Genomic DNA, 23,354 nt, shown 5'->3' with positions numbered 1-23,354 from the left:
AATTCAACGTTTCCCTCGCTTTCCGGGCTGTAATAATTGCTACAACCGTCAAGGGCCGAGAAAGTTCGTAGTGAGATGAATCGGGATCACTGCAAAAGCAGCACGTTTGATCAATTGAATCATTTCGAGGTTCCCGTTATCTTCTCTGTCCTCGTGTATACGTTTTACTGATAATTCCTCTGAAAATACGACCTGGTAGAGTAATGGCGACCCTGATTGATATATCCAATGTGACCAAGAGTTACGGTGCTCAGGAACTGCTGAAAGAAGCTTCTGTTTCACTGGCCGACGATCAGAAAGTCGGTTTCATCGGACGCAACGGTGCCGGCAAATCGACCCTGTTACGGATTCTCCTCGAAGAAGAATCTGTCGACAGCGGGCAGATCGCACGGCATCCCAATCTCCGCGTCGGCTATCTGAGGCAGCACGATCCCTTTCAGGAGGGGGAAAGTGCACTCGACTTTCTGATGCGCGACAGTGGTCAGCCCGAATGGAAATGTGGCGCCGTCGCCGGCCAGTTTGAGTTGAAAGGCCGGTTCCTCAACGGTCCCGTCAAGGAGCTCTCCGGTGGTTGGCAGACCCGCGTCAAGCTGGCAGCCCTGTTGCTGCACGAACCTAACTTCCTCATGCTGGACGAACCGACCAACTTCCTCGACCTGCGTACTCAGCTGCTGCTTGAAGACTTTCTGAAAGATTACCGCGGTGCTGTGCTGGTCGTCTCCCACGATCGTTCGTTTCTGAAAGCCGTCTGCTCTCAGACCCTTGAACTCAAACGGGGTAAACTCACCCTCTTCAACGGCGATGTCGATCAGTATCTTGAAAACCAGGACATCCTTCGCGAACGGGACGAGCGAACCAACGCCACCGTGCTGGCCAAACGTCGTCAGCTGGAAACCTTCATTGCCAAGAACAAAGCGGGCGCCAACACCGCCTCACAGGCCCGCAGCAAACAGAAACAGCTGGAACGCCTGACACTCACCGAGATCGAAAGCGCTGAATCGACGGTGCATATCGTGATTCCGCAGACCGAGAAACGGCAGGGAGTCGCGCTGGCCTGCGAACAGCTGGCGATCGGTTATCCCGATCTGCAGGTAGCCGATGACATTACTCTTGAAATCGAGCACGGCGCTCGGGCCGCCATTGTGGGGGACAACGGGCAGGGGAAAACCACCTTCCTGCGTACCATCTCCGGTTCACTGTCTCCCAAAGACGGGGAACTCCGCTGGGGTTATCACTGTAATGTCGCCTGTTACGCGCAGCACGTTTATACATCGTTGCCCGATAAAATGACGATTCGCGAGTACCTCGAACACGAGTCTGCTCCCGGCACTACCGCACAGCAGATTTTGAATGTCGCGGGAAGCTTCCTCTTCAAAGAACAGGCTCTGGATAAGAACATCAAGGTCTTGAGCGGGGGCGAGCGGGCACGGTTGTGCCTGGCGGGAATCCTGCTCGGCAACTACTCGATTCTGATTCTCGACGAACCGGGCAACCACCTGGATGTCGAGACGGTCGAAGCACTGGGAGACGCTCTGGTAGGCTTCCAGGGAACCGTGATCTTCACCAGCCACGATCGGCATTTTATGGGCAAAGTCGCCACCGATGTGATCGAAGTCGCCAACGGCTCCGTCAAGAGTTACGAAGGGGACTACGACGCCTATCTCTACCGGGTTAAGAAAGAGGTCGCTGACGGGCACCGCGAGGCGAATCAACAGTCGGTCGCAAAGCAGGAGCAGCAGAGCAAACAGGACGCTCCCCGGGAAAAAGGCTACGGAGGGAAAATCAAGGAAGCCCGCAAAGAGCTCTCCGCCATCGAACGTAAAATTGCGCAGCTGGATGAGAAAAAGAACAGCATCAACGAAAAGTTCCTGAAAGCCACCAGTCCAGGTCAGGCGCAGGAACTCCATGAGGAAATGCAGCCCCTCGTCGATGAGATCGGCGAACTGGAAGTCCGCTGGATGGAACTCTACGAGTTTCTGGAGCAGTAAGTACTGTCTGGTACGGCCCGGGTTAAAGCGATATTCGCAGCGTTACGCAGCTCAATACTCTTTGACCCGGATGTTTTTATACTCCACGTGACTGCCATGGCCCAACAGGCCGATATGACCGCGTTTTCGTTTGAGACCGGGGTGCTTTTCGAGCACCTTGGGGTCTTTGATGTCCGCCAGGTCGGTCTGCAGCACGGGCATGTCATTGACAATCACGGTGATTTTCGAACCGCGACAGATAATTTCCTCGTGGTTCCATTCTCCGGCCGGTTTCAAAGCACCTTTCTTCGCCGGGATCACATCATACACTGAACCATGATATTGGGTTGGCTTCAACTTCTTCGGGTAGCCTTTGTTATCCAGTACCTGGATTTCGATCCCTTCATAGGCGGGCCTTTGATCGACGAGGGGACAGCGGATGGCAATTCCGTTGTTGGCCCCTTCGGTGAGTTTGAAATCGAACTTCAGACTGAAGTCGCCGAATTCTTTCTCGGTAAACAGGAAGCCCCCTCCATCAGAGGGACAGATCAGCTTGCCGTCGGCAACGTGATATCCTTTGCGGTTGGCCCGCTTTAAGGTCCAGCCGGTCAGATCCTTGCCGTTGAACAGAGGCATGTATTCTGCCTCCTGTTCCTCTGCAGGCGATTCACACGAGATCGGCAGCGTATACTGTTTGAGCCACAAATCATCGGACTCCTCCAGATATTTCAGCAGCTTTTCCGAGAGCGCTCTGCGGATATCCTGATTTTCGGGCTGACAGGCCACGTTGATGACCTCGTCCGGATCCTGCTTCAGATCGTACAGTTCAACTTCGTCACGGAACAGGAATTTGTGTACGGTCCGCTGCCCGAGTGTCGGTTCCTGCAAACGCAGTGTTTCATTCCAGGTGGCCCGCGAAAGGGTGTCGATGGGCAGGGGATACTTTGATCGCCATTCCAGGTTCCAGATCAGCTTATAGTCGCGGGTGCGAATTGTCCGCATTGGATAATACATGGTCACTTCATGAAAGTTATGAGCCAGGATGACATCGTCCCAGCCGGGAGTGTGCTGCTGACCGACCGTTGGCAGCATGCTCCGTCCCTGCAACTTGTAGCGAGGCCCTTTGGTCTGCGTCCAGTCCAGCACCGTCGGAGTGACATCGAGCAGCGAGACCATCGCGTCTGAGACGACTCCCTGTTTCTCAGTCGGCAGTCCCGGTTCGCGGATAATCATCGGCACATGTACGCCCGGATCGTAATGGTTAGCCATCGCCCCGGGCTCAGAGGAACCGTGATCGCTGGTGAAAATGACCAGCGTATCGTCCGCGTGCCCCGCTTCTTCCAGTGCCTTGAGAATACGACCAATGCCGGCGTCCATATAACTGATCTGCTGGTAATAGCCGGCCAGTCCTTCTCGTACTTCAGGTCGATCTGGCAGATATCGGGGCACCTGGATCTGCGCAGGATCGTATTCTTCTACCGGCATTCCGGGTTCGGGGGCTCTCACACCCCATTCCGGTTGTGTGCGGGAAGTCGGATGCGGATCGTGAAAACCCAGCACCAGGAAGAACGGTTCATCACTTTCCTGCTGGATAAACTCGGTAGCCAGGTCGGACATCGCCTTGACCGCGTAACTGCCAACTTTAGGTTGAAAATCGATTGTGGTATCTTCCGGCCAGAGATGGTATTTGCCGATCATCCCCGTCCGATACTTGTTTTTGTGTAGCAGCGCGAAAACGGTCTCGACATGCGGTCTCAGTCGAAAATTATGCGCACCATGTGGATGACCGTACTGCCCGTTCGCATAAGTCTGTAACCCGGTATAAAACACACCGCGACAGGGACCGCAGGAAGCAGTGGTCGCGAATGCATACTGGTAACGCGTCCCTTCCCGGGCCAGTTGATCGATATGAGGTGTCTTGATTACCTTGTTGCCGTAGCAGCCACAGTCTTCCTGGTTCTGATTGTCAGAAAACAGGATCAGTACATTTTGCCGCGCTTTCGCAAAAGACTCCGCGGGTACGAACAACAGACCGGATAATACGACCAGATAAAACAGACACCTCATCGGTAAAACCTCATGTTGTCGAGTCGTTGATTGAAATAAAAGACCGTTGAAAACTTATTTCTTCTTGGGTCTTTCGCCCGTTGCCTGATTGATGAGCACCCGCTGACGGACTTTACCGGAAACCGGCTTACCAGCCAGGACGTCTTCCTCGGTAAAGGTAGTCATCAGGATATTCTTATCGCCGGTTCGGGAGTAATCGTAGATGATGTAGATCGTACCATCTTTGCTCTGCACACCGTCTGGATAGGAGACTCCCGGCCGTTCATCCAGCAGCAGGCCTCCCTCCCAGGTTTTGCCATCATCCTTTGAAATGTAGGCGGTCAGATCACGTCGCGTCTTGCGGTCCGCAGGATTGTGACGGACCAGCAATAGATTGCCGGAATTCAGGCGACGAATAAAGAAGCGGGCGTTGATATGCGGAATGGTCGACGCTTTCCCGGCAGACCAGGTCTTACCTCCGTCCGTGGAAATTGATTCGCCAATGCCGTAACGCGTACGTACCAGGGTCCACAGGCTGCCGTCCTTGCGTTCGACAATCATATGTTCGTCAAAAGTACGCTCGGGAACATCGGTCTGTCCCAGCAGTTCAAACGTTTTGCCTTGATCCCGGGAGATAATAATGTTACCGCCCCGTTCCTCAGGTAAATCGAAGCGGTGCTCAATCGCCTCTTTAGCCGGTTGTTTCCAGACGGCCACGGGCAGCAGCCAGTCGCCGTTCGACAGGACCGTGGGCTTATTCATCATGATCCCGTTGCAGATACGACGGGGTTTACTCCAAGTCGGATTCTCCTTGTCGGCTTCATCGGTCGTAATTGCCCAGACACCACTGCGTCCGTCCCACCAGCGGTAAGACTGCGCCCAGAACAGCCACAGCTTTCCCGAGGGATCCCGCCATAACGCGGGGTCATAAGCACGCACGGGGCCAGGCGGATCGATGACCAGTTTAGGCCCCGACCAGGTTTTGCCATCATCACCACTGGTTACCAGAATGACGTAGTTCAGTTCACCCTCCGTAATACCACCGGAATACCAGAGGGCCCACAGACGACCGTCTTTGGACCGTTCCAGTCCCGGGATTCCCTGGAACATCCGCGTGTCATCCGCGTATTCCGGACCGGGGTTCGTATTGATTGGCGGAGCAACCAGGGCGGGATCAGATTGATCATCCGGTTCGGCACTGAAGCCATTGACTGGAGTGAGAACAGAGCAGGTGATCAGAAAAGCGAAGCAGGCGGTAAACAGAGAGCGCAAGATGAGACCTCATTAGCTGGTAGAACGTCATGTCGGATCAATGGTTTTAAGGCAAACCGGGACTGAAGCCATGCTAGCAGATCAACGCACCCGTGGCGAGTATTCAGATCAACAAACGGCGATGTGAATCCGGTTTTCGGGCAAGGGTGAAATGTGTTCTGAAACCTCTGATCGGGAACCGGAACTGGACAGACTGTCCAACCTGACCTAGAGTATGGTTGCAGAGTCTGTGCTTCCGACAGACTGCTCCCCATTCATCTCGCTTCATTAGACGCTTAAGGGATTCCATGGATTTAACGGAACTGATCATCCTGCTGGTAGTTTCAGGACTGTGTGGCAGTATCGCCCGGGCGCTGGCCGGCTCGACGCGCGGGGGCTGTCTGGTGTCGATTGCGCTGGGATTTATCGGCGCTCTGATCGGCAGTAAACTCGCCATGGCTCTCGAACTGCCCGAAATTCTTTCGATTCCGCTGGGGGGGCGAAACTACCCTGTGGTCTGGTCCATTATCGGGGCGTCCCTGTTTGTATCCGTCCTCAGCCTGCTCTCCGGTCGCAAACGTCTTTAATCTTCCGAAACAGACAGGTCGTTTATCCCCCGGTTCTCATCAATCCCGCTCCGCGCCGGCATTGCAGATTCCGGAAGCTGAACTTAACATGTCCGTGTGCAAGCGATTCCCGACCATGTGAGTCGGGTTTTTTTATATCCATGTGAGCGGAAGTGCTGAGTAATGTCACTGTTGAGCTTGAGTGAAGTCTCCTTTACCTGGAGTGGTCCGCCACTGCTGGATGGCATCAGTCTCGAAATCAATGCGGGAGAGCGCATCGGGCTGCTGGGGCGTAACGGGGCCGGTAAATCCACGCTGATGAAAATCATCGCGGGCGAACTGGATCAGGACCACGGAGACATCAAACGCGATAAAGACCTCCGCGTGGCACGACTCGTTCAGGAAGTCCCCGCAGGGGGCGCACACCAGATCCATGAATTCGTCGCGGAAGCGGCGGCCCCCTTCTTTGAGCATGACTGGGAAGTCGATCATGCCGTCGATCAGATTCTCGCTCGCATGGGACTGGTCGGCGATGAAATCTTCGAATCCCTCTCCTCGGGTATGAAACGCCGGGTATTACTGGCGCGGGCAATTGTGCAGGCGCCGGACATCCTGCTACTCGACGAACCGACCAACCATCTGGATATTCCTGCAATCAAATGGCTGGAACAGTTCCTGCAATCCTACGAGGGAACACTGCTGTTCGTCACCCACGACCGGGTCTTCCTGCAGGCCCTGGCGACGCGAATCATCGAAATTGACCGCGGTCACATGTATGACTGGACCTGCGACTACGATACCTTCCTTAAACGTAAAGAAGCGTTTCTCGAAGCGGAAGAAAAACAGAACGCATTATTCGATAAGAAGCTGGCAGAAGAAGAGGTCTGGATCCGCCAGGGCATCAAGGCCCGTCGTACCCGCAACGAAGGGCGCGTCCGAGCCTTAAAGAAAATGCGGGAAGAACGCAAGCAGCGCCGCACCCAGGTGGGGAACGTCAATCTGCAGGTCGCCAGTGCCGACCGCTCGGGACAAATGGTGATCGAAGCCAAAGACGTCTCCTTCTCGTATGGTGACGAACCGGTCATTCGCAACTTTACGACACTCATCTCTCGGGGAGACAAAATCGGAATCATCGGCCGCAACGGTGCTGGCAAGACCACGCTGCTGAAATTGATGCTGGGAGACTTACAGCCGGACAGTGGCACGATTCGGGTGGGAACCAATCTGGAAGTCCTGTACTTCGACCAACTCCGCGAGCAGATCGAAGAAGAGAAGACGGTGATCGAAAACGTTGGTGAAGGTCAGGAGACGCTCACCATCGATGGCAAGCCCCGCAATATTTACGGTTACCTGCAGGATTTTCTCTTCACGCCGGAACGAGCCCGCCGACCGGCCCGTTTCCTCTCCGGGGGAGAGCGCAACCGATTATTACTCGCCAAGCTCTTCAAACGCCCGGCCAACCTGTTCGTGCTGGACGAACCGACCAACGATCTGGATGCCGAAACCCTGGAACTGCTGGAAGAACTGATCTGCAATCATCCGGCAACGTTGCTGCTCGTCAGCCACGACCGGGCCTTTCTGAATAATGTGGTCACCGCCACACTCGTCGTTGATGAAGACGGAAGCGTCAAAGAATACGCAGGTGGTTACGATGATTATCTCAGACAGTCCGAAAACAGCAAAGCCGTCGAAGAGAAGAAGCCAGAGTCAAAACCCCAATCAGTAGCCAGCCCGGAAAATCCCAAGCCGAAAGCCAAACTGAGTTATAAAGAAGAACGGGAACTGGAACAGATTCCTCAACAGATCGAAGAACTGGAACAGGAACAGACCGAACTGCAGTTGGCGATGTCAGATCCTGACTTTTTCAAACAGAGTAGCGATATCATCACGGATGCTTCAAATCGTCTGCAAACGATTCAGAGTGAACTGGAACGTCTGCTCGAACGCTGGGAAGAACTGGAATCGCGCGTTCAATAAACGTGGATTCAAACCACGAAGGAGATACCATGCGTCTGTTTGAAGGAACTCCCTTTGACCGACCTCCCCGCTGCGAAAAATGCGATCAGCTGGAAGAGGAGTGCATCTGCCCGCCCGAACCACCGTTTCGGATTCCTCCCGAGCAGCAGACTGCGCGGCTGTCGATCGAAAAACGCAAAAAAGGGAAACGCGTCACCGTGATCCGTGGGTTGCCCGCGGAAGGCAATGATCTCCCTGAACTCTTGAAACAGATCAAAGACCGCTGTGGCGCAGGCGGCGCACTCAAGGACGAAGATCTGGAAATTCAGGGAGAACAACTGGACCGGGTCCGCGAGACTCTCCAGCAGATGGGCTTCAAAGTCAAAGGCTGAAGCCCCCGCAGTTTAAATATCCGGTGCCGATTCGTAAGGGATTTCGACCGGATAGAAATCCTGCTTTCTGCGCTGATGATTCAGTTTGGCAAAGTCGTGCGTGTGAATCGCGCGGGCTTCCACGTTGAAGATCGAGCCGGCGAATGGTTCAAAACTGGCTCGGAAGTGCGCCGATGATTTGACTGAGATGTAATTCATCGATTCACAATCAATTCCCAGCGTCTTGGAGAACGCCGGCCCGAAAGGCTGTTCGCGGGCAGTCACCACCACCACGTTGACGCCATCCTGCTGAATCCAGGCAGAGGGACCCATGTTCCCCGTCAGTCCTGCATACATCGGACCATCGTACTTGAACTCGCCCTGAGACAGCGCTTTGACGGTGGCTTTCATCTTCACCGGAGGTCCCTGAATCGGATCAGACTTGCCGCCGACCTCAGTTTCAATCGTGTCCCCCACGCCAGCTTCTTGTGCCAGCGCCACGACCTCGGGATCGACGATATACAGAATTAAAGCCTTGTCCAGTTTCATGTCCAGAAAGGTCTGCAGGATCTCAGTCGAATCGCCGGCGGTACCACCACCAGTATTGTCGGCGTGGTCGGCCAGGATGATCGGGAACTTGCCGATTTCCTGTCCCTCTTTGATCGCATCGGTGACCGAGAAGGGCAGTTTGTACCAGCGGCGTCGCCGTTCCCAGATCCAGCCACTCAGTTCGTCCGCCGTTTTGTCTGCCAGTTCCTGATCGTTGTCAGCCACGACGATGATGGACGGGCCGACTTCAGGGATGTCGGCCCAGGGGAATCCTGTCGAGACGGTAACGCCCAGAATACCGGGGCGGGTTTCGATTTCATGCGCGTAATCCATGACCTCTCTCATCGGCATGTGTGCGGTTACCTGGCAGGCGGTGCTCCAGAACAATGGAATCTGTCGGAGTGTCATCACCGGTTTGACCTCACCGTTGATAATCCGCACGATGAGATCTGCTGCTTCCTGTCCCCGCTCATTCATGTCGATATGCGGATAGGTGTCGTAACCCAGGATGGCGGTTGCCTGTTCCACGCGGAGCGGAGAATGGTTGCCGTGCATGTCTGGAGTCACCAGGATCGGCCGGTCGTCTCCGAGGTACTCGCGTACTTTCGAAATGAAGTGACCGTCGCCATCCTCAATGCCATCGATCACCATCGCCCCGTGCAGGTCGAGCAGCACACCGTCGACCGGGCCCCCTTCGTCTTCAGCCGCTTTCAGTCGTTCCAGGAACTCAGCGAGCAGGTCGTCATAAGTCTTCCGTTCAATGAGACCGCTGGGAAAAGCAAACGTCCATAGCAGCGGAATCAGTTCGAAACCGTGTCGTTTGGCTGCATCAATGAAGCCGCCAATACAGACATTTGCGCCGGGAAACGTCTCCATGATCTCCTGACCACGAAACAGACCACGGTCATTGATGAAATCATTCAGCGTGGTGGGAAGATCAGAGTAGGTGCTGGTTTCATGAAGCACACCGCCGGTTGCGATTCGCATGAGGAAGACTCCTGGGAGGTTATTGGGATGGATGAGCACCAGAGGTACAGATCGGATCTGTGTTATTTAACATAGTTAAAGATTTCAGAAAAAGAAAGCGAATCCACGCTCTGGTTTCCTCTTTTCAGAATGTCTGATTTTCATTATGTAGTGAGTCTGCCAGTCAGACCTCTCCTCCAGAAACTCTCGAACATTGAGCCGATAACATGAAGATTGCAATCGCAGGCGGTGGAATCGCGGGGACTGCAGCGGCAGCTCTGCTCGCCCAACAGGGGCATACTGTGACGCTCTTTGAACAGGCGGTTCACTGTGGTCCTGTGGGAGCGGGGATCATGATCCAGCCTGTGGGGCAATGGGTTCTCCAGCAGTTGGGCCTCTATGAACAGATCGCCGCGGAGTCCGCTCGACTTAATGCGATTGAAGCCGTCCGGGAATCAGGCAAGCGTCTGATTCGTCTGGAATACCAGCGACTGCATCCCGATCTGTTTGGGCTGGGAGTGCATCGGGGACGACTGTTTACCGCGCTGTTGAATCTCGCTCAACAGGCGGGCACTGAAATTCACGAAGGATCCCGGGTGATCGGTTATCAGAATGGATCAGCTGGATTGACCCTGCAACTGGAACAGGGAGAGTGTGAAGAACAGTTCGATTTTCTGATCGCCGTCGATGGTTCGCGCTCTCAGTTGCGCTCGGTCAGCGGGATTCCGCAACGGGGCGTCGAATACGAGTACGGGGCGCTCTGGGCCACGGGAAAATGCACCGCGGTCCGCGATCATCTGTTACAACTGGTCTCCGGGACTCATCGGCTGGCCGGTCTGTTACCCATCGGGCAGGATGAATGCAGTTTTTTCTGGGGACTGACGGCAGACCAGTTCAGCCACTACCAGCAGCAGGGATTCGACCAGTGGAAGCAGGAAGTGCTGGCCCTCTGTCCGCTGGCAGAAGAACTGTTGAGTCAGACTACCGGCTTTCAGGATTACACCTTTACCACTTACCGCAGCATCTCACTTCGTAACTGGCACGCTGACCGTGTCATTTTCATGGGAGACGCCGCTCATCCCACCAGCCCGCATCTGGGGCAGGGGGCCAATCTGGCACTGGAAGATGTCTGGGTCTTTGCCGAATGCCTGCAGCAGCAGGGTGACTTTCAGTCTGCCTGTCACCTCTATGAATCGAGCCGACGCAGCAAGCTTCGTTTCTATCAGCGGATTACGGGCTGGCTCTCACCATTCTTTCAGTCACCCGGCGTACTCCGCGGCTGGGGCCGGGATCTCAGTTTACCCGTCATGAGTCAGACTCCAGTCTTGCGCGAACAGATGCTCAAAACACTCTGTGGCTTCAAGACCGGCTGGTTACACAGTTCTCAGCCTGGTAAGTAGTCGTCGGTCACCGCGGACCCCGTTTGAGAAACAGGTGAATCAAAAAACCGAGCCCCAGTCCAGTCGCCACCATGATCCAGAACGGGTAGGGAGTCAGGTACTGTTCGTAGCCGTGACGAAAGTTGGAACCGAAAATCGTGCTGAGTGTGGCGATCGGGAAGAAATAAGCAATGAGCAGATTCAGTCGGTGCGACGAAAGTTCGATGCGTGCAGAAACTTTAGCCTGCTCTTCTGCCTGTTTCGCCACGATATATTCCAGCGCATTTTTCGCATCGGTAATCAACAGCTCGGCGGTTCGTTCCAGTCGATAGGCGTTATCGCGATAGTCGATCAGCAGTTTGTCTTTCGGAATCGCCTCGCGCGCCATCTGCAGGGCCTGCGTTGCATGAGCCAGGGCCCGATACAGAGGTCCCAGGTGATTCAGCACTTCGAGGTAATCGAGCGAGCTGGTCGCCTGGTCTACTTTTTCGTCATAGTCTTCCAACAGCGTTTCATACTCTTCGAAGTGGGCATTCAACGCGTCGGGGCCGCTTTTGAACTCAGAGGCGTGCCAGGTGGCATCCGGTTCGCGCCAGAAGAAACGGCCTTTACGATAACTGTCTTCCGGCTCAGGAGGTGCATGCAGGATGATCAACAGGTGTCCTTCTGCAACCATGGTTCTCTGTCGCCCGACCTGTTTTCCCAGTCGATCTTGAAATTCAGCCGGGACATTCCACGTCGCCGGTAATACTGAAGAATCCTGCATCTTGGTTCTCAATCTCTTTTTAAGTCAAATGAGAATTGCATTTAGAGTGTCTAAGTGAGTAGTATGCCTGTTACTACGGGCCGCGTATATATGGAAATGATCCGGATTCTGAGATACTTCAAGACGAATGACAGGTCTTGGTAGCGATTAAAGGGAGCACTGTGAACGATTCACCCGTCCGATTTTCAATTCTCAAATCTTTAATCTTAATGTGTCCCCTTGTGCTGCTGCTTAGTGGCTGTAATCAGCCGCCTCCACCACCGCAGATGAAACCGCCTGCCGTCACAGTTGCAGAACCGGTTGTCAAACAAGTGGTCTTCAATGAAGATTTCACTGGAACACTGGCTTCCGTCGCCTCGGTAGATATTCGCGCCCGCGTCGCGGGTTTCCTGGAAAAGATCGACTTCCAGCCATCAGACGATGTCAAAAAAGGGCAGTTGCTGTTTGTAATTCAGCAGGACGAGTACCAGGCGGCTCTGGATAAAGCCAACGCTCAGATGGAAGCGGCCAAGGCACAACTGGTCGATGCTCAGGCAACCTTGGATCGCTATACTGAACTGTTAAAGAAACAGGCGGTCACACCCCAGGATGTCAACGATGCCACCGCAGCCCGTGATAAAGCCAAGGCAGCTGTCATGGGAGCGCAGGCGGATATCGAACAGGCTCAGATTAATATGGGCTATACCACAATCAAATCTCCCATTGATGGCAAGATCAGCCGTAACCTGGTCGATGTCGGCAACCTGGTCGGCTCCGGAGAAAACACACTGCTCACGAGTATCGTGACGATGGATCCAATCTATGTCTATTTTGATGCCAGTGAGCGTCTCTGGCTGCAGGCTTTAAAGAAAAAAAGATCACCCACTGATAAAAACCCCTTGAAGGTACATGTGGGGCTCTCAGACGAAGAGGGCTATCCACACATCGGTACTATCGACTTTGCGAATAATAAAATCGATCCAGGCACCGGTACTATTCAGGTGCGGGCGGTACTGGAGAATAAAGAGGGGTTTCTTTATCCGGGTCTGTATGTTCGCGTCCGCGTCTATGGTGATCCGATTCCCGGAGCAGTACTGGTGCAGGACGTCTCGATCGGGACCGACCTCGCAGGGAAATACCTGCTGATCGTGGGGAAAGATAACATCGTCGAGAAACGACAGGTGGAAATCGGTCAGCTCGATAACGGCATGCGGGTGATTCTGAAAGGGATCAAGCCGGGAGAGAAATATATCGCAGAAGGCATTCAGCGCGCCCGTCCCGGGAAACCGGTGACGATAACCAATAATCAGCCTGCAGGAAACCAGCAGAACGCCGGTGGTCAGCAGCAGAATAAACAGGCAGCACCGCAGCAGGCAAAACCCGCCGCGGAACCGAAGAAAACCGGTAATGCGCAGGGCAAACCTGCCGCTGCAACTGACAACAAGCAGAACTGAGCCGCACCAGGGCCATTTAGTTTGATTCTCTGATTTGTCTGACTGAATATTTATTACGAAACGGACGACGATGTTTTCCCGGTTTTTTATCTATCATCCGATTTTTGCCAGCGTGATCTCGATCGTCATCGCCATTGTCGGTGCCATCTCGCTCCCGCTGTTACCCGTGGAACTCTTTCCGGATATCACACCTCCCACGGTTGCCGTCACCGCCACCTATCGTGGTGCGGATGCCGACGTGGTCGCCGATACCGTCGCCACCCCGATCGAAGAGCAGGTCAACGGTGTGGAAAATATGCTCTACATGTCTTCCAGCAGTACCAGCGACGGGAATATGACATTAACCGTCACATTTGATGTCGGCACCGATCTCGACATGGCCAACGTACTCGTGCAGAACCGCGTCGCGATCGCCAATCCCTCACTTCCCGAAGATGTAAAACGGGAAGGGGTTACCACCAAGAAAAAATCGACCAACATGACGCTGGTAATTGCCCTCAATTCGCCGGACGAAACCTTTGATGAACTCTACCTGAGCAACTACGCCTCTATTAATATCAACGACGAGCTGAAACGAATTGATGGGGTCAGTGACGTCAATGTGGTGAATGCCAAGGATTTCGGAATGCGGATCTGGTTGAACCCAAATCAGCTCGATACCCGTAATATCACCACGACTGACGTGGTCGATGCACTTCGACAGCAGAACGTGCAGGTGGCCGCTGGTTCAATTGGTCAGGAACCCAATCCCGATAACCAGGACTTCCAACTGACTGTGACAACCCTCGGTCGATTAACCGATCCCAAACAGTTTGCTGACATTATCATCAAAACCGGCGAAGAAGGGCAGATCACCCAGATCAAGGATGTGGCTCGCGTCGAACTGGGGGCTCAAGACTACTCCGGTTATTCCCAATTAGATGGCAAACCGGCCGCTTTGATCGCAATCTACCAGTTACCCGGTGCGAATGCACTCGATGTTGCCGAGAAGTCACGTAAGGTATTGGAACGTCTCAAAAAAGACTTTCCCAAAGGGCTGGAATATTCCGTCCCTTATGACTCCACCGAGTTTGTAACTGCCTCGATTGACGAAGTGGTCACAACCTTGTTCATGGCACTTTTGCTGGTGTTTATCACCATTTTTGTCTTCCTGCAGGATTTCCGCGCCACATTGATTCCTGCGGTGACCATCCCCGTATCACTCCTGGGGACCATGGCGGTTATGCTGGCCATGGGCTATACGATTAACACGCTCTCCCTGTTCGGAATCGTGCTGGTCATCGGGATTGTCGTCGACGATGCCATCGTGGTGGTTGAAAACGTGACCCGTATTCTCGATACGGAAAAGTGTTCTCCCAAGGAAGCGACCGCAAAAGCAATGATGGAAATCACCGGTCCGGTGGTTGCGACTACCCTCGTGCTGCTGGCGGTCTTCGTACCCACCATGGTTCTGCCAGGGATCACCGGTCGCCTGTATCGTCAGTTCGCATTGACGATTTCCATCGCTACCCTGTTTTCCTCCGTCTGTGCGTTGACGCTCAGTCCCGCGATGTGCGGTATCATGTTGCGTCAGACGAAAGAGCGACAGGGACTCTTCTTCCGTGGTTTCAACTGGTGCTTTGACCGGTCACTGAATGTCTACATGAGAATCGTCAAAACCTGTGTCCGACGCGCGTTTATTATGCTCATCCCGATGCTGGTCATTTTTGGCGCAACCGGAGTCGGTTTCATGTCCGTGCCGGGCGGCTTCCTGCCCAACGAAGACCAGGGTTATATTTTCGTGAATACGCAGTTGCCCGATGGTGCCGCTCTGAACCGGACCCGCGTTGTACAGAACCGGATTAATAAACTGGCTGCGGATCTCCCCTCCGCAACACACGTGATTACCATGGGAGGCTTCTCGATGTTGAATAACTCGAACGCCTCCAACTATTCTACAACCATCATTGCGCTGGAGAACTGGGACAAAAGACAGTCTCCCGATCTGCACGTCTTTGCCCTGGTGCCGCGCTTACAGAAGGAACTGGCCCAGATTCAGGAATCGATCTGCTTCGCCTTTATTCCACCGGCGATTCAGGGACTGGGTAATGCGGGGGGATTCCAGATTCAGATACAGGACCGCAGCGCTGCCGGAATGGATGTCCTCCAGATGGCCACAACCGATCTCATGGACCGTGGGAACTCAGATCCGATACTGCGGGGCTTAAATACCAGTTTCAGTGCCACTGTGCCTCAGATCTATCTGGACATCGACCGCGAAAAAGCCATCAAGATGGGCATCCCTCTGAATTCCATTTTCGATACTCTGCAGGCGGAACTGGGGTCAACCTATGTCAACGACTTCAACCTTTTCAACCGGACTTTCAAGGTCATGGTTCAGGCGGATGAAGACTACCGCAGTAAAGTGGCGGACATCACGCGGCTCAAAGTCCGCGATCGACGTGGCAGCATGGTTCCCCTGCATACCCTGGTCAAAGTCAATAACAGTGCCGGACCGCAGGAAGTAGATCACTACAATCTCTATCCGACCTCTGCGATCACCGGTAACCCGGCACCAGGGTACAGTTCCGGTCAGGCAATTCAGCGAATGGAATTACTCTGTAATGAAGTTCTTCCCGAGGGCTTCGGGTATGAGTGGACCGGGATTGCCTATCAGCAGATTGAAGCCGGGAACATGGCTCCGTTCATATTTGCGATGGCTCTGGTCTTTGTGTATCTGTTTCTCTGTGCCCAGTATGAAAGCTGGTCGATTCCACTATCCGTGATTCTGTCGGTTCCTCTGGGAATTTTCGGTGCGATTTTCGCGACCATGTTACGTGGGATGGACAACAATATCTACACCCAGGTCGGCTTCGTGCTTCTCATTGCACTCGCCAGTAAAAACGCGATTCTGATCGTCGAATTCGCGAAATTGCAGCGTGAAGCTGGGAATTCGATTCGCGATGCAGCTATTGAAGCCTGTAATCTCCGTTTCCGGCCGATTCTGATGACCGCGTTCTCCGCGATTCTGGGGGCGATTCCTCTGGCGATCGCATCGGGAGCCGGAGCCGCGAGTCGACAGGCATTGGGTACCGCGGTGGTCGCAGGTCTTACCGCTGCTACATTATTCGGCGTGGTGATGGTGCCTGTCATGTATGTGGTGATCCAGATCGTGAGTGAATGGATGACCGACAGCAAACCGGATTCCAAGATCATCTCCGAGTCAACTCCCCCTGCGAAATAAACACCGCGTGGAGAAAAGACGAGATGTAATCTCTCGGGTTGCTTTACTGGAACCCGCGCTGCCGACTGGCTTCGTAGAGCAGTATCCCTGCAGAGACTGCGACATTGAGCGACTCGGTCTGTCCCTGTTGCGGAATGCGGATGAGATGCGAACAGGCGGCAAGCAGATCCGGATGCAGTCCCGTTCCCTCATTCCCTACGATCAGAGCCGTGGGGTGTGTGAAGGAATAGTCGACGAGCGTCTCCTCCGCCTGCATCGCTGTTCCCAGCACGTTGATTTTTTCTGACTTCAACTGCTGACAGAATGCGACCAGATTCGGCACTTGTGCCAGTGGAACATGATTTACCGCCCCAGCCGAGGTGCGACAGACGAGGCTGGTCACATCGCATTGCTCCTGCTCACCAAGAAATATCGCATCCGTTCCCAGAATCTCGGCCGAACGGATGATCGCTCCAAAATTATACGGGTCCTGAACCCGATCCAGAATCAGGTAGAGCGGTGTGCCTGTCGTCTGCTGTCGAATCTGTTCCGGGTCTGCATACGGGAAGGGGGCCATCTTGGCGATCATTCCCTGGTGGTCACCGGCTCTGCATTTTTGTGTCAGTGTTTTGTCTGACGTAATCACAACCGGCACGGAATGCTTTGTAGCGCAGGCTTCGAGTTCCTCAAGCTCTTCGGCAGGCAGTCTGTCAGAGAGGAACAATTCCCAGATCGTCCAGAAGCCGGCAGACAGTGTTTCCCGAACTGCATTTCTTCCCCAGATCCAGCATTTCTGGTGGTTTCCCAGCAGAGGCTTATTTTTCTTTACTTTAGAATGCTTTCCGACCATAGGAATTCTTTGTAAGTTTGTTTATTCTATATTTCAGCATATCGCAGTGAATAACGAATATTGCTGCGATTTGACAGAAACTATTATCCTGCAACAGGAATCAGTTTGCAGTGGGGCCACACCGCACGCATCTTAGCGGAATGCATGAACTCTCTCCACTCTGAATCACATCACTGTCATTCGAACATGAAAAGAGATAGAGGCGATCATTTTGTCCGGAAATCCAATTATTTATAAATCGTACGAATGGGAACGACTGCGAATCGCATCCCGTTTCAATGCCAGTTTGATGGATCATCTGCGCCCGTATGTCAAACCGGGGATTACAACGGACGAAATCAATCAGGTGGTTCACGAATACACGGTATCCAACGGTCATACACCTGCCACCTTAGGCTATCATGGCTTTCCCAAGAGCTGCTGCATCAGTATCAATGAAGTCGTCTGCCATGGGATTCCCGATGACACCGAGCTGAAAGAAGGCGACATCGTCAACGTGGATATCACCAGTATCGTGGACGGCTGGTATGGCGATCAGTCGGAAACCTTCCTGGTCGGCGAAGTCTCCGAAGAAGCCCGTAAGCTCGTTCAAGCGACTTATGAATCCCTGTTTCTGGCGATCAATACGATCAAACCCGGTTCCAGTGTCATCGAGATCGGCGAAGTCATTTACGATTTTGCGACGGAACTCGGTTACGGAGTCGTCCGGCAGTACCAGGGACATGGCATCGGACGTGATTTCCATACCGACCCCGGCATTCCCCATTACCCAGTCTCAGGCTCAGAACGCGATCTGCTGCTGCCTGGAATGTGTTTCACCATTGAACCGATGTTGAACGCCGGTACCTGGAAAACCGTTGAAGACCGCAGCGACGGCTGGACTGTTCGTACCAAGGACGGCAAGCTCTCAGCTCAGTTCGAACATACGATTCTGATGACCGATACCGGCCCGGAAATTCTGACGCTGACCAAAGAAGGTCCCCAACCAGGGCACCGTTTCTAAACGCACCGCTGTCACAGCAGACGGTAGCCGTTCCAGACATTCACAGTCTCTGCGTATGCTCCTGCTGCGCGGTATCTGAACAGAGTATCGCTTCTAAATCCCGCGAATTTTATTTCAGTTCTGATGCGCCACAGGAGACGTACGCTTGCAACCTGAGGAAACTGCAGGGTATGGTAATAATTACTTAAGATTGTTACTGATATGCTCGCGTGACCCTTTGCACACAATCAGGTATGGAGTTGAGATGCTGCGATCCTTCCTGCTGCCGCTGTTGTTCCTGTTGATATCCACCGCAGGCTTTGCCGAAGACAGAAAACTGGACTGGGTGAAGGTCACCGAAAAAGCGGACTGGCAACCCCGTGACTCACAAGGGGAGCTGGTTTATAAAGATCAGCTCTGGATTTTTGGAGGCTGGTTCAATTCCTACGAAGCACCTCCCCGAGATGTCTGGAAATCTTCCGACGGCAAGAAATGGTCTCTGGTTACAAAGCAGGCCCCCTGGATTCACAGCGACCTGCCGATGACGGTCGTCTTCAAAGACAAGATGTGGCTCATGGGAGGCTGGTATAATGGTCGGCTACCCGGTCACTCCGCCGGGAATCAGGTCTGGTCAACCGAAGATGGAAAAGACTGGGATCTGGTCACCAAGAAAGCGAACTGGACTCCTCGACTGGCAGCTGCTCTTGTCACCTTCAAAGACAAGATGTGGCTGCTCGGCGGATCCGAGAACTATTATTTCGGCGATGAGAAAAGCCTCAAAAACGATGTCTGGTATTCCGACGACGGGAAAGAATGGAAGCTGGCCACGGAACACGCCGGCTGGACTCCCCGGGCCTATCACCAGGCCGCTGTATTGAACGATAGAATTTATGTGTTTGGTGGCGGCAATTACACCCCCGAATATCATGCGAATAATGACGTCTGGAGTTCCGCAGACGGAGTTCACTGGCGACAGGAGACGGCACATGCACCCTGGCATGAGCGGCTCTGGTTCTCTTCGGTTGTCTATCGAGATCGTATCTGGGTGATCGGCGGCTGGTCGAACAATCCCTCAACCAATAAGCAGGACGTCTGGTATTCTCAGGATGGCAAAGACTGGACCGAGTTGAAATCGGACGTCGTCTGGAAAGAGCGACACGAGCATTCGGCTTTCGTCTTCCAAGACAAAATCTGGCTGGCCGGCGGCCATGCGCAGCCACTCAGCAGTCAGGTCTGGTCGCTTTTTGTTCCACCCAACTGGTTCGACCAGCAGAAGCAGAGTGCTTCCCCCTCGAGTGATTTTCCCAAAACGCTCGCCAAACTGAAAGCAGGCAAGCCGACGAAGGTTGTCTGTTTCGGCGACAGCGTGACCGGCGTCTATTATCACACTGGCAGTCGGCGGGCTTATACTGACATGCTGGGCATTGCCCTGCAGAAAGCGGTTCCGGGTTCTCAGCTGGAAATGATCAATGCAGGCATTAGCGGACACACCACTGTCAATGCGTTGTCGCGCATCGAACGGGACGTGCTCAAGCATCAGCCTGACCTGGTCACGGTCATGTTTGGTCTGAACGACATGACGCGGGTTCCGCTGGAAGATTATGAGAAAAACCTGCACTCGATTGTGAAACAGTGTCGTGAGGCGGGTGCGGAAGTCCTGCTCTGTACTCCCAATGCCGTGATTACCACCACCAGTCGTCCCGCAGAAAAACTGGTCAAATATTGTGATGTCGTCCGCAAAGTGGGAACAGAGTTGGGTGTGCCTGTCTGTGATACCTATCAGCAACTCTCTGCACTGCGGAAACAGGATCCGCTCGCCTGGCGAATGCAGATGAGTGATGAGATTCATCCCAACATGGCGGGCCACAAAAAAATGGCAGAGCTGTTAGCGGCATCCGTTACGGGAAACACGGTCTCACTGGATGATGTGAAACCGCTGGAGATCGCGATTCCACGTACCAGAAGTCTCATCAAGGACAACCGGCCGATCAAAGTCATTGCCCAGCCCCCTCTGGATCAATTGATTAAGTCAGTGCTACCGGAAATCGCTCCTGAAGCCAAACTGGAAGTGACTACCTGGGATACGTCCGGAAAAACGCTCAAGCAAATCGAAGCTGATGCAAAACAGCTCATCCGTCCAGCCAAACCAGATCTGGTTCTGCTGGCGATTCCTCGCGATGCACAGGCCAAATCACAGGAAGAGTTCATCCGCAGTATGATGTGGACCATGAATTACTCACTCAATTTCGGTACGGGAGGCTGGGACTGTGTCGTTTTCCATCCGGACGTGTTCGATGCAGAACATCCGGTCACAGAAAACGACAAACTCACCCGCCAACTGGTATTGGGGCAGGACCTGACCCTCGTCGAACGTTCTCACGGAGAAAACGTTTCCGCAGCAGAACTGCTGAAGCAGTGGTTGAAGTCTCAGCTCGACTGATTTTCTGAAGATGTGACAACTTGAAACCAGGATGAATGATATGCAGGAACTGTCACTGGGGAATCTGAATTATGAATTCAGCCGCGAACGGGAACCGCGACTCCGAATCAGCAGCGGCGAGACGATTCGTGTCGAAACCGAAGACGCGCTCTCTGGCCAGATACGAAAGCCTGGAGACTGCCGTGATAAAAGCAAGGTCCCCTATAGCAATCCGGTAACCGGCCCCATTTATGTGGAGCAGGCCGAACCCGGAGATACCCTCGCGATCCGCATCGAGAAGATCGAATCGCGCGACGGTCAATGTGCGACCTACACCGGTAATCCCAAGCAGCTCTGTCAGTGGCTTGGAACTGATGTCCCGGATGGCGCGCATGTCTGCCCAATTCGCGACGGGCTGGTTTACTGGAGTGATGACATCGCGATCCCTTATCAGCCCATGCTGGGGTGTATCGGCACAACTCCCGCTTATGGCATGCCCAGTACAATGCCCGCTGGTCCGCATGGCGGGAACATGGATATTCGCGAAGTCACGGAAGGCAACACACTCTTCTTGCCGGTCTTTGTTGAGGGCGCATATCTGTACCTGGGCGACGCTCATGCTGCGATGGGGCAGGGGGAACTCTCTGCAACAGGACTGGAGATGGCCGCTCACACGACACTGACGATTGAACTCATCAAAGGCAAAACAATCGCCGGTCCCCGTATTGAAACGCCCGATGAACTGATTACCGTTGCCAGCGGGACCCCCATGGAACGTGCGACGGCTGAAGCGTTCGCGCAATTGATTCTCTGGATGGAATCAGAGCATGGCTGGAATCGCTGGCGGGCCTATGACCTGTTGACACACGTGGGAGAAATTTCCTTGGGATACTATGAGGGAGGCGGACTGGCGGTCAAAGTCCCGAAAAAGTATGTGACTCATCCTTCCTGAACCTGACCCAGTCTCAACGTGATCAGAAGCGACTCAGACGACTGTTTTCCTTTTATGTGACGGAACCGGATTCATGCTCATTGGATATGTCAGCGACGAAAATTACAGCGCGTTGTTTGATGTCGCGGTAGAATTTCAGTCCGACGGTCAGTTTTTCAGCACGCGTTCTACCGCTTCCGGCGCCGTGATCGCCGATTTGCAAGAGGGGGAGTACACAGTGATCCTCCAGCACACTGATCATTGTCCGAAGCGCGTGCAGATGCAGGTTCAGGCGGGACAGGTCTACCAGTTTCGCCTGCTCTCGAAAAAACTGTATGGCTTTGCCTGGCCCCGCTGTGTGACTGCCGGGGAAGCCTCCGAGTTCCGTGTGCATTCGACCTCCGAGTATCAGGTCGAGCTCTGGCGCTATGGGAAAGAAAAAGAATACATCCGCCGCATTGGCACCTTTGACGATCATGCGCCTCTGGCCAACCTGCAGGTCACCCCCGACGGGGATTACTCACAAACCGGTGTCAACTGGAACGACATCGGCTATCGCGGAGCCGTGCAGCGCCAGTCGGTCACGTCACCGGAAAAATCCGGCCTGTATATGTTTCATATCCGTAATCAGTCAGGGGATCATTTTACGTTTCCCTGGGTGGTGGCCCCGGAAACGCCGCAGTCTGACATCGCGATTCTGGCCAGTGATCTGACCTGGAATGCTTATAACAACTTCGGGGGGCGCAGCAACTATCTGAATCCGGACGGACTGCCGGAAACTCCCACCGTGAACAGTCGACAGGAATTGAGACGTTACCTGAAGCCTTCGTTTGGCGTCTATTGTGTCGAAGAATATCCTCCTCTGTCGCTGGAACGACCGCAACCCTACCTGCACATCGATCTGGATGAGCAGCTGCGGGACCCCATTTACAGCCGCATGGGGTGCGGCATGCTGCACTCCGAATGGCGTCTTCTGGGCTGGATGGAAGAACAGGAACTGCCTTACGACTATTACAGTGAAACACAGTTCCACCTGGGAACGCTGCCCCTGGACCAGTACAAAGTCCTTATCCTGAGCTCACACCCTGAGTACTGGTCGAAGCAGATGTACGACCGTTTGAAGTCCTGGGTGTTCGAGTCCGGCGGTCGTCTGATTTACCTGGGAGGGAACGGTCTGAACTGCGAAGTGGAGTTCCTGGATGACGAACGCATTGTCTATCACAATTCCGACTGCACAAGCTGGTGCGGCGTCGCCATGGATCCTCCCATTCCCGAATCGGAGTCGACCTATGAAAGCCGTTATCACGCGAGACAGGAATCGGAAGCGAACCTGCTGGGGGTCGTCTTCTCTTTTGCCGGGATCATGACTGGGGCGCCCTACAAAGTCATAGACGCCGATCACTGGTCCCTGGCAGGCACGGGGCTCAAGGCCGAAGACTTGTTTGGCACAGAGAGTCAGCATATGCGCATACCCGGCGGCGCTTCGGGACATGAAACCGATAAAATCTCTCCCAGTTCGCCGCCACAAGTACACCTCATTGCGCAGGGAACCAACCCGGATAACGGGGGAGCCGACATGATTCATTATCAGACCGACTCGGGAGGGGAAGTCTTCTCTGTCGGTTCGATCTGCTGGATTACCTCGATGCTCGTCGACAACGATATTTCTCGAGTCACGCGGAATGTGATCGATCAGTTTACAAAATCAGAATGAGACGTT

Annotated in this window: 16 protein-coding genes; 11 read left to right on the top strand and 5 right to left on the bottom strand. The window is 53.9% G+C overall.

From position 1 onward, the window contains the following. Positions 1-203: 203 nt before the first annotated feature. Complete coding sequence (locus HG66A1_RS15905) at positions 204-1,988, top strand: ATP-binding cassette domain-containing protein (RefSeq protein WP_145185877.1); 1,785 nt, start codon at positions 204-206, stop codon at positions 1,986-1,988. Positions 1,989-2,039: 51 nt separating this feature from the next. Here HG66A1_RS15905 and HG66A1_RS15900 read toward each other — a convergent pair whose 3' ends face one another. Beyond that, positions 2,040-4,034 (bottom strand): family 16 glycoside hydrolase, encoded by a 1,995-nt coding sequence (locus HG66A1_RS15900; protein WP_145185874.1) that lies wholly within the window; start codon positions 4,032-4,034, stop codon positions 2,040-2,042. A gap of 54 nt (positions 4,035-4,088) precedes the next feature. Beyond that, the gene (locus HG66A1_RS15895; RefSeq protein ID WP_197996612.1) at positions 4,089-5,285 is read right to left on the bottom strand and encodes a sialidase family protein; all 1,197 of its coding nucleotides are present in this window, start codon (positions 5,283-5,285) and stop codon (positions 4,089-4,091) included. Between the two features lie 287 nt (positions 5,286-5,572). Between HG66A1_RS15895 and HG66A1_RS15890 the strand changes: the two genes are divergently transcribed. From HG66A1_RS15890 to HG66A1_RS15880, 3 genes are all read left to right on the top strand, one after another. Beyond that, positions 5,573-5,851 (top strand): hypothetical protein, encoded by a 279-nt coding sequence (locus HG66A1_RS15890; RefSeq protein WP_145185872.1) that lies wholly within the window; start codon positions 5,573-5,575, stop codon positions 5,849-5,851. Between the two features lie 162 nt (positions 5,852-6,013). Next, a complete protein-coding gene (locus HG66A1_RS15885; protein WP_145185869.1) occupies positions 6,014-7,807 on the top strand; it encodes an ATP-binding cassette domain-containing protein in 1,794 nt (597 codons plus the stop codon). Positions 7,808-7,836: 29 nt separating this feature from the next. Beyond that, positions 7,837-8,178, top strand: coding sequence for a translation initiation factor (locus tag HG66A1_RS15880; RefSeq protein WP_145185866.1), 342 nt, complete (start codon positions 7,837-7,839; stop codon positions 8,176-8,178). A gap of 12 nt (positions 8,179-8,190) precedes the next feature. On the opposite strand, the gene HG66A1_RS15875 is transcribed toward HG66A1_RS15880, so the two are convergent. After that, the gene (locus tag HG66A1_RS15875; protein ID WP_145185863.1) at positions 8,191-9,693 is read right to left on the bottom strand and encodes a M81 family metallopeptidase; all 1,503 of its coding nucleotides are present in this window, start codon (positions 9,691-9,693) and stop codon (positions 8,191-8,193) included. Positions 9,694-9,899: 206 nt separating this feature from the next. On the opposite strand from HG66A1_RS15875, the gene HG66A1_RS15870 reads away from it, so the two are divergent. Further along, positions 9,900-11,072: an FAD-dependent oxidoreductase gene (locus HG66A1_RS15870; RefSeq protein WP_145185860.1), complete on the top strand. Its 1,173-nt coding sequence runs from the start codon at positions 9,900-9,902 to the stop codon at positions 11,070-11,072. Between the two features lie 7 nt (positions 11,073-11,079). Here the strand turns inward: HG66A1_RS15870 and HG66A1_RS15865 are convergent, their stop codons facing one another. Then, positions 11,080-11,817 (bottom strand): CorA family divalent cation transporter, encoded by a 738-nt coding sequence (locus tag HG66A1_RS15865; RefSeq protein WP_145185857.1) that lies wholly within the window; start codon positions 11,815-11,817, stop codon positions 11,080-11,082. A gap of 221 nt (positions 11,818-12,038) precedes the next feature. On the opposite strand from HG66A1_RS15865, the gene HG66A1_RS15860 reads away from it, so the two are divergent. Further along, positions 12,039-13,250 carry an efflux RND transporter periplasmic adaptor subunit gene (locus HG66A1_RS15860; RefSeq protein ID WP_197996611.1) on the top strand — a complete coding sequence of 404 codons (1,212 nt, stop codon included), beginning with the start codon at positions 12,039-12,041 and terminating at the stop codon, positions 13,248-13,250. A gap of 70 nt (positions 13,251-13,320) precedes the next feature. Then, positions 13,321-16,473 carry an efflux RND transporter permease subunit gene (locus HG66A1_RS15855; RefSeq protein WP_145185851.1) on the top strand — a complete coding sequence of 1,051 codons (3,153 nt, stop codon included), beginning with the start codon at positions 13,321-13,323 and terminating at the stop codon, positions 16,471-16,473. Positions 16,474-16,516: 43 nt separating this feature from the next. Here the strand turns inward: HG66A1_RS15855 and rlmB are convergent, their stop codons facing one another. Then, positions 16,517-17,302, bottom strand: a complete 786-nt coding sequence (rlmB, locus tag HG66A1_RS15850) for a 23S rRNA (guanosine(2251)-2'-O)-methyltransferase RlmB (RefSeq protein WP_145185848.1) — start codon at positions 17,300-17,302, stop codon at positions 16,517-16,519. Between the two features lie 205 nt (positions 17,303-17,507). On the opposite strand from rlmB, the gene map reads away from it, so the two are divergent. The 4 genes from map (at position 17,508) to HG66A1_RS15830 (ending at position 23,348) form a co-directional block, all read left to right on the top strand. After that, complete coding sequence (gene map / locus HG66A1_RS15845) at positions 17,508-18,305, top strand: type I methionyl aminopeptidase (protein WP_409999482.1); 798 nt, start codon at positions 17,508-17,510, stop codon at positions 18,303-18,305. A 244-nt stretch (positions 18,306-18,549) separates the two neighbouring features. Next, positions 18,550-20,724 (top strand): GDSL-type esterase/lipase family protein, encoded by a 2,175-nt coding sequence (locus HG66A1_RS15840; protein ID WP_145185843.1) that lies wholly within the window; start codon positions 18,550-18,552, stop codon positions 20,722-20,724. Positions 20,725-20,764: 40 nt separating this feature from the next. Beyond that, positions 20,765-21,655, top strand: a complete 891-nt coding sequence (locus HG66A1_RS15835) for an acetamidase/formamidase family protein (RefSeq protein WP_145185840.1) — start codon at positions 20,765-20,767, stop codon at positions 21,653-21,655. Positions 21,656-21,728: 73 nt separating this feature from the next. Next, positions 21,729-23,348: a N,N-dimethylformamidase beta subunit family domain-containing protein gene (locus HG66A1_RS15830; RefSeq protein WP_145185836.1), complete on the top strand. Its 1,620-nt coding sequence runs from the start codon at positions 21,729-21,731 to the stop codon at positions 23,346-23,348. Positions 23,349-23,354 lie beyond the last annotated feature (6 nt).

The organism is Gimesia chilikensis (assembly GCF_007744075.1).
GTDB lineage: Bacteria > Planctomycetota > Planctomycetia > Planctomycetales > Planctomycetaceae > Gimesia > Gimesia chilikensis_A.
The sequence above is the reverse complement of the archived record's forward strand: the minus strand, read 5'-3'. Positions and strand labels throughout refer to the sequence as shown.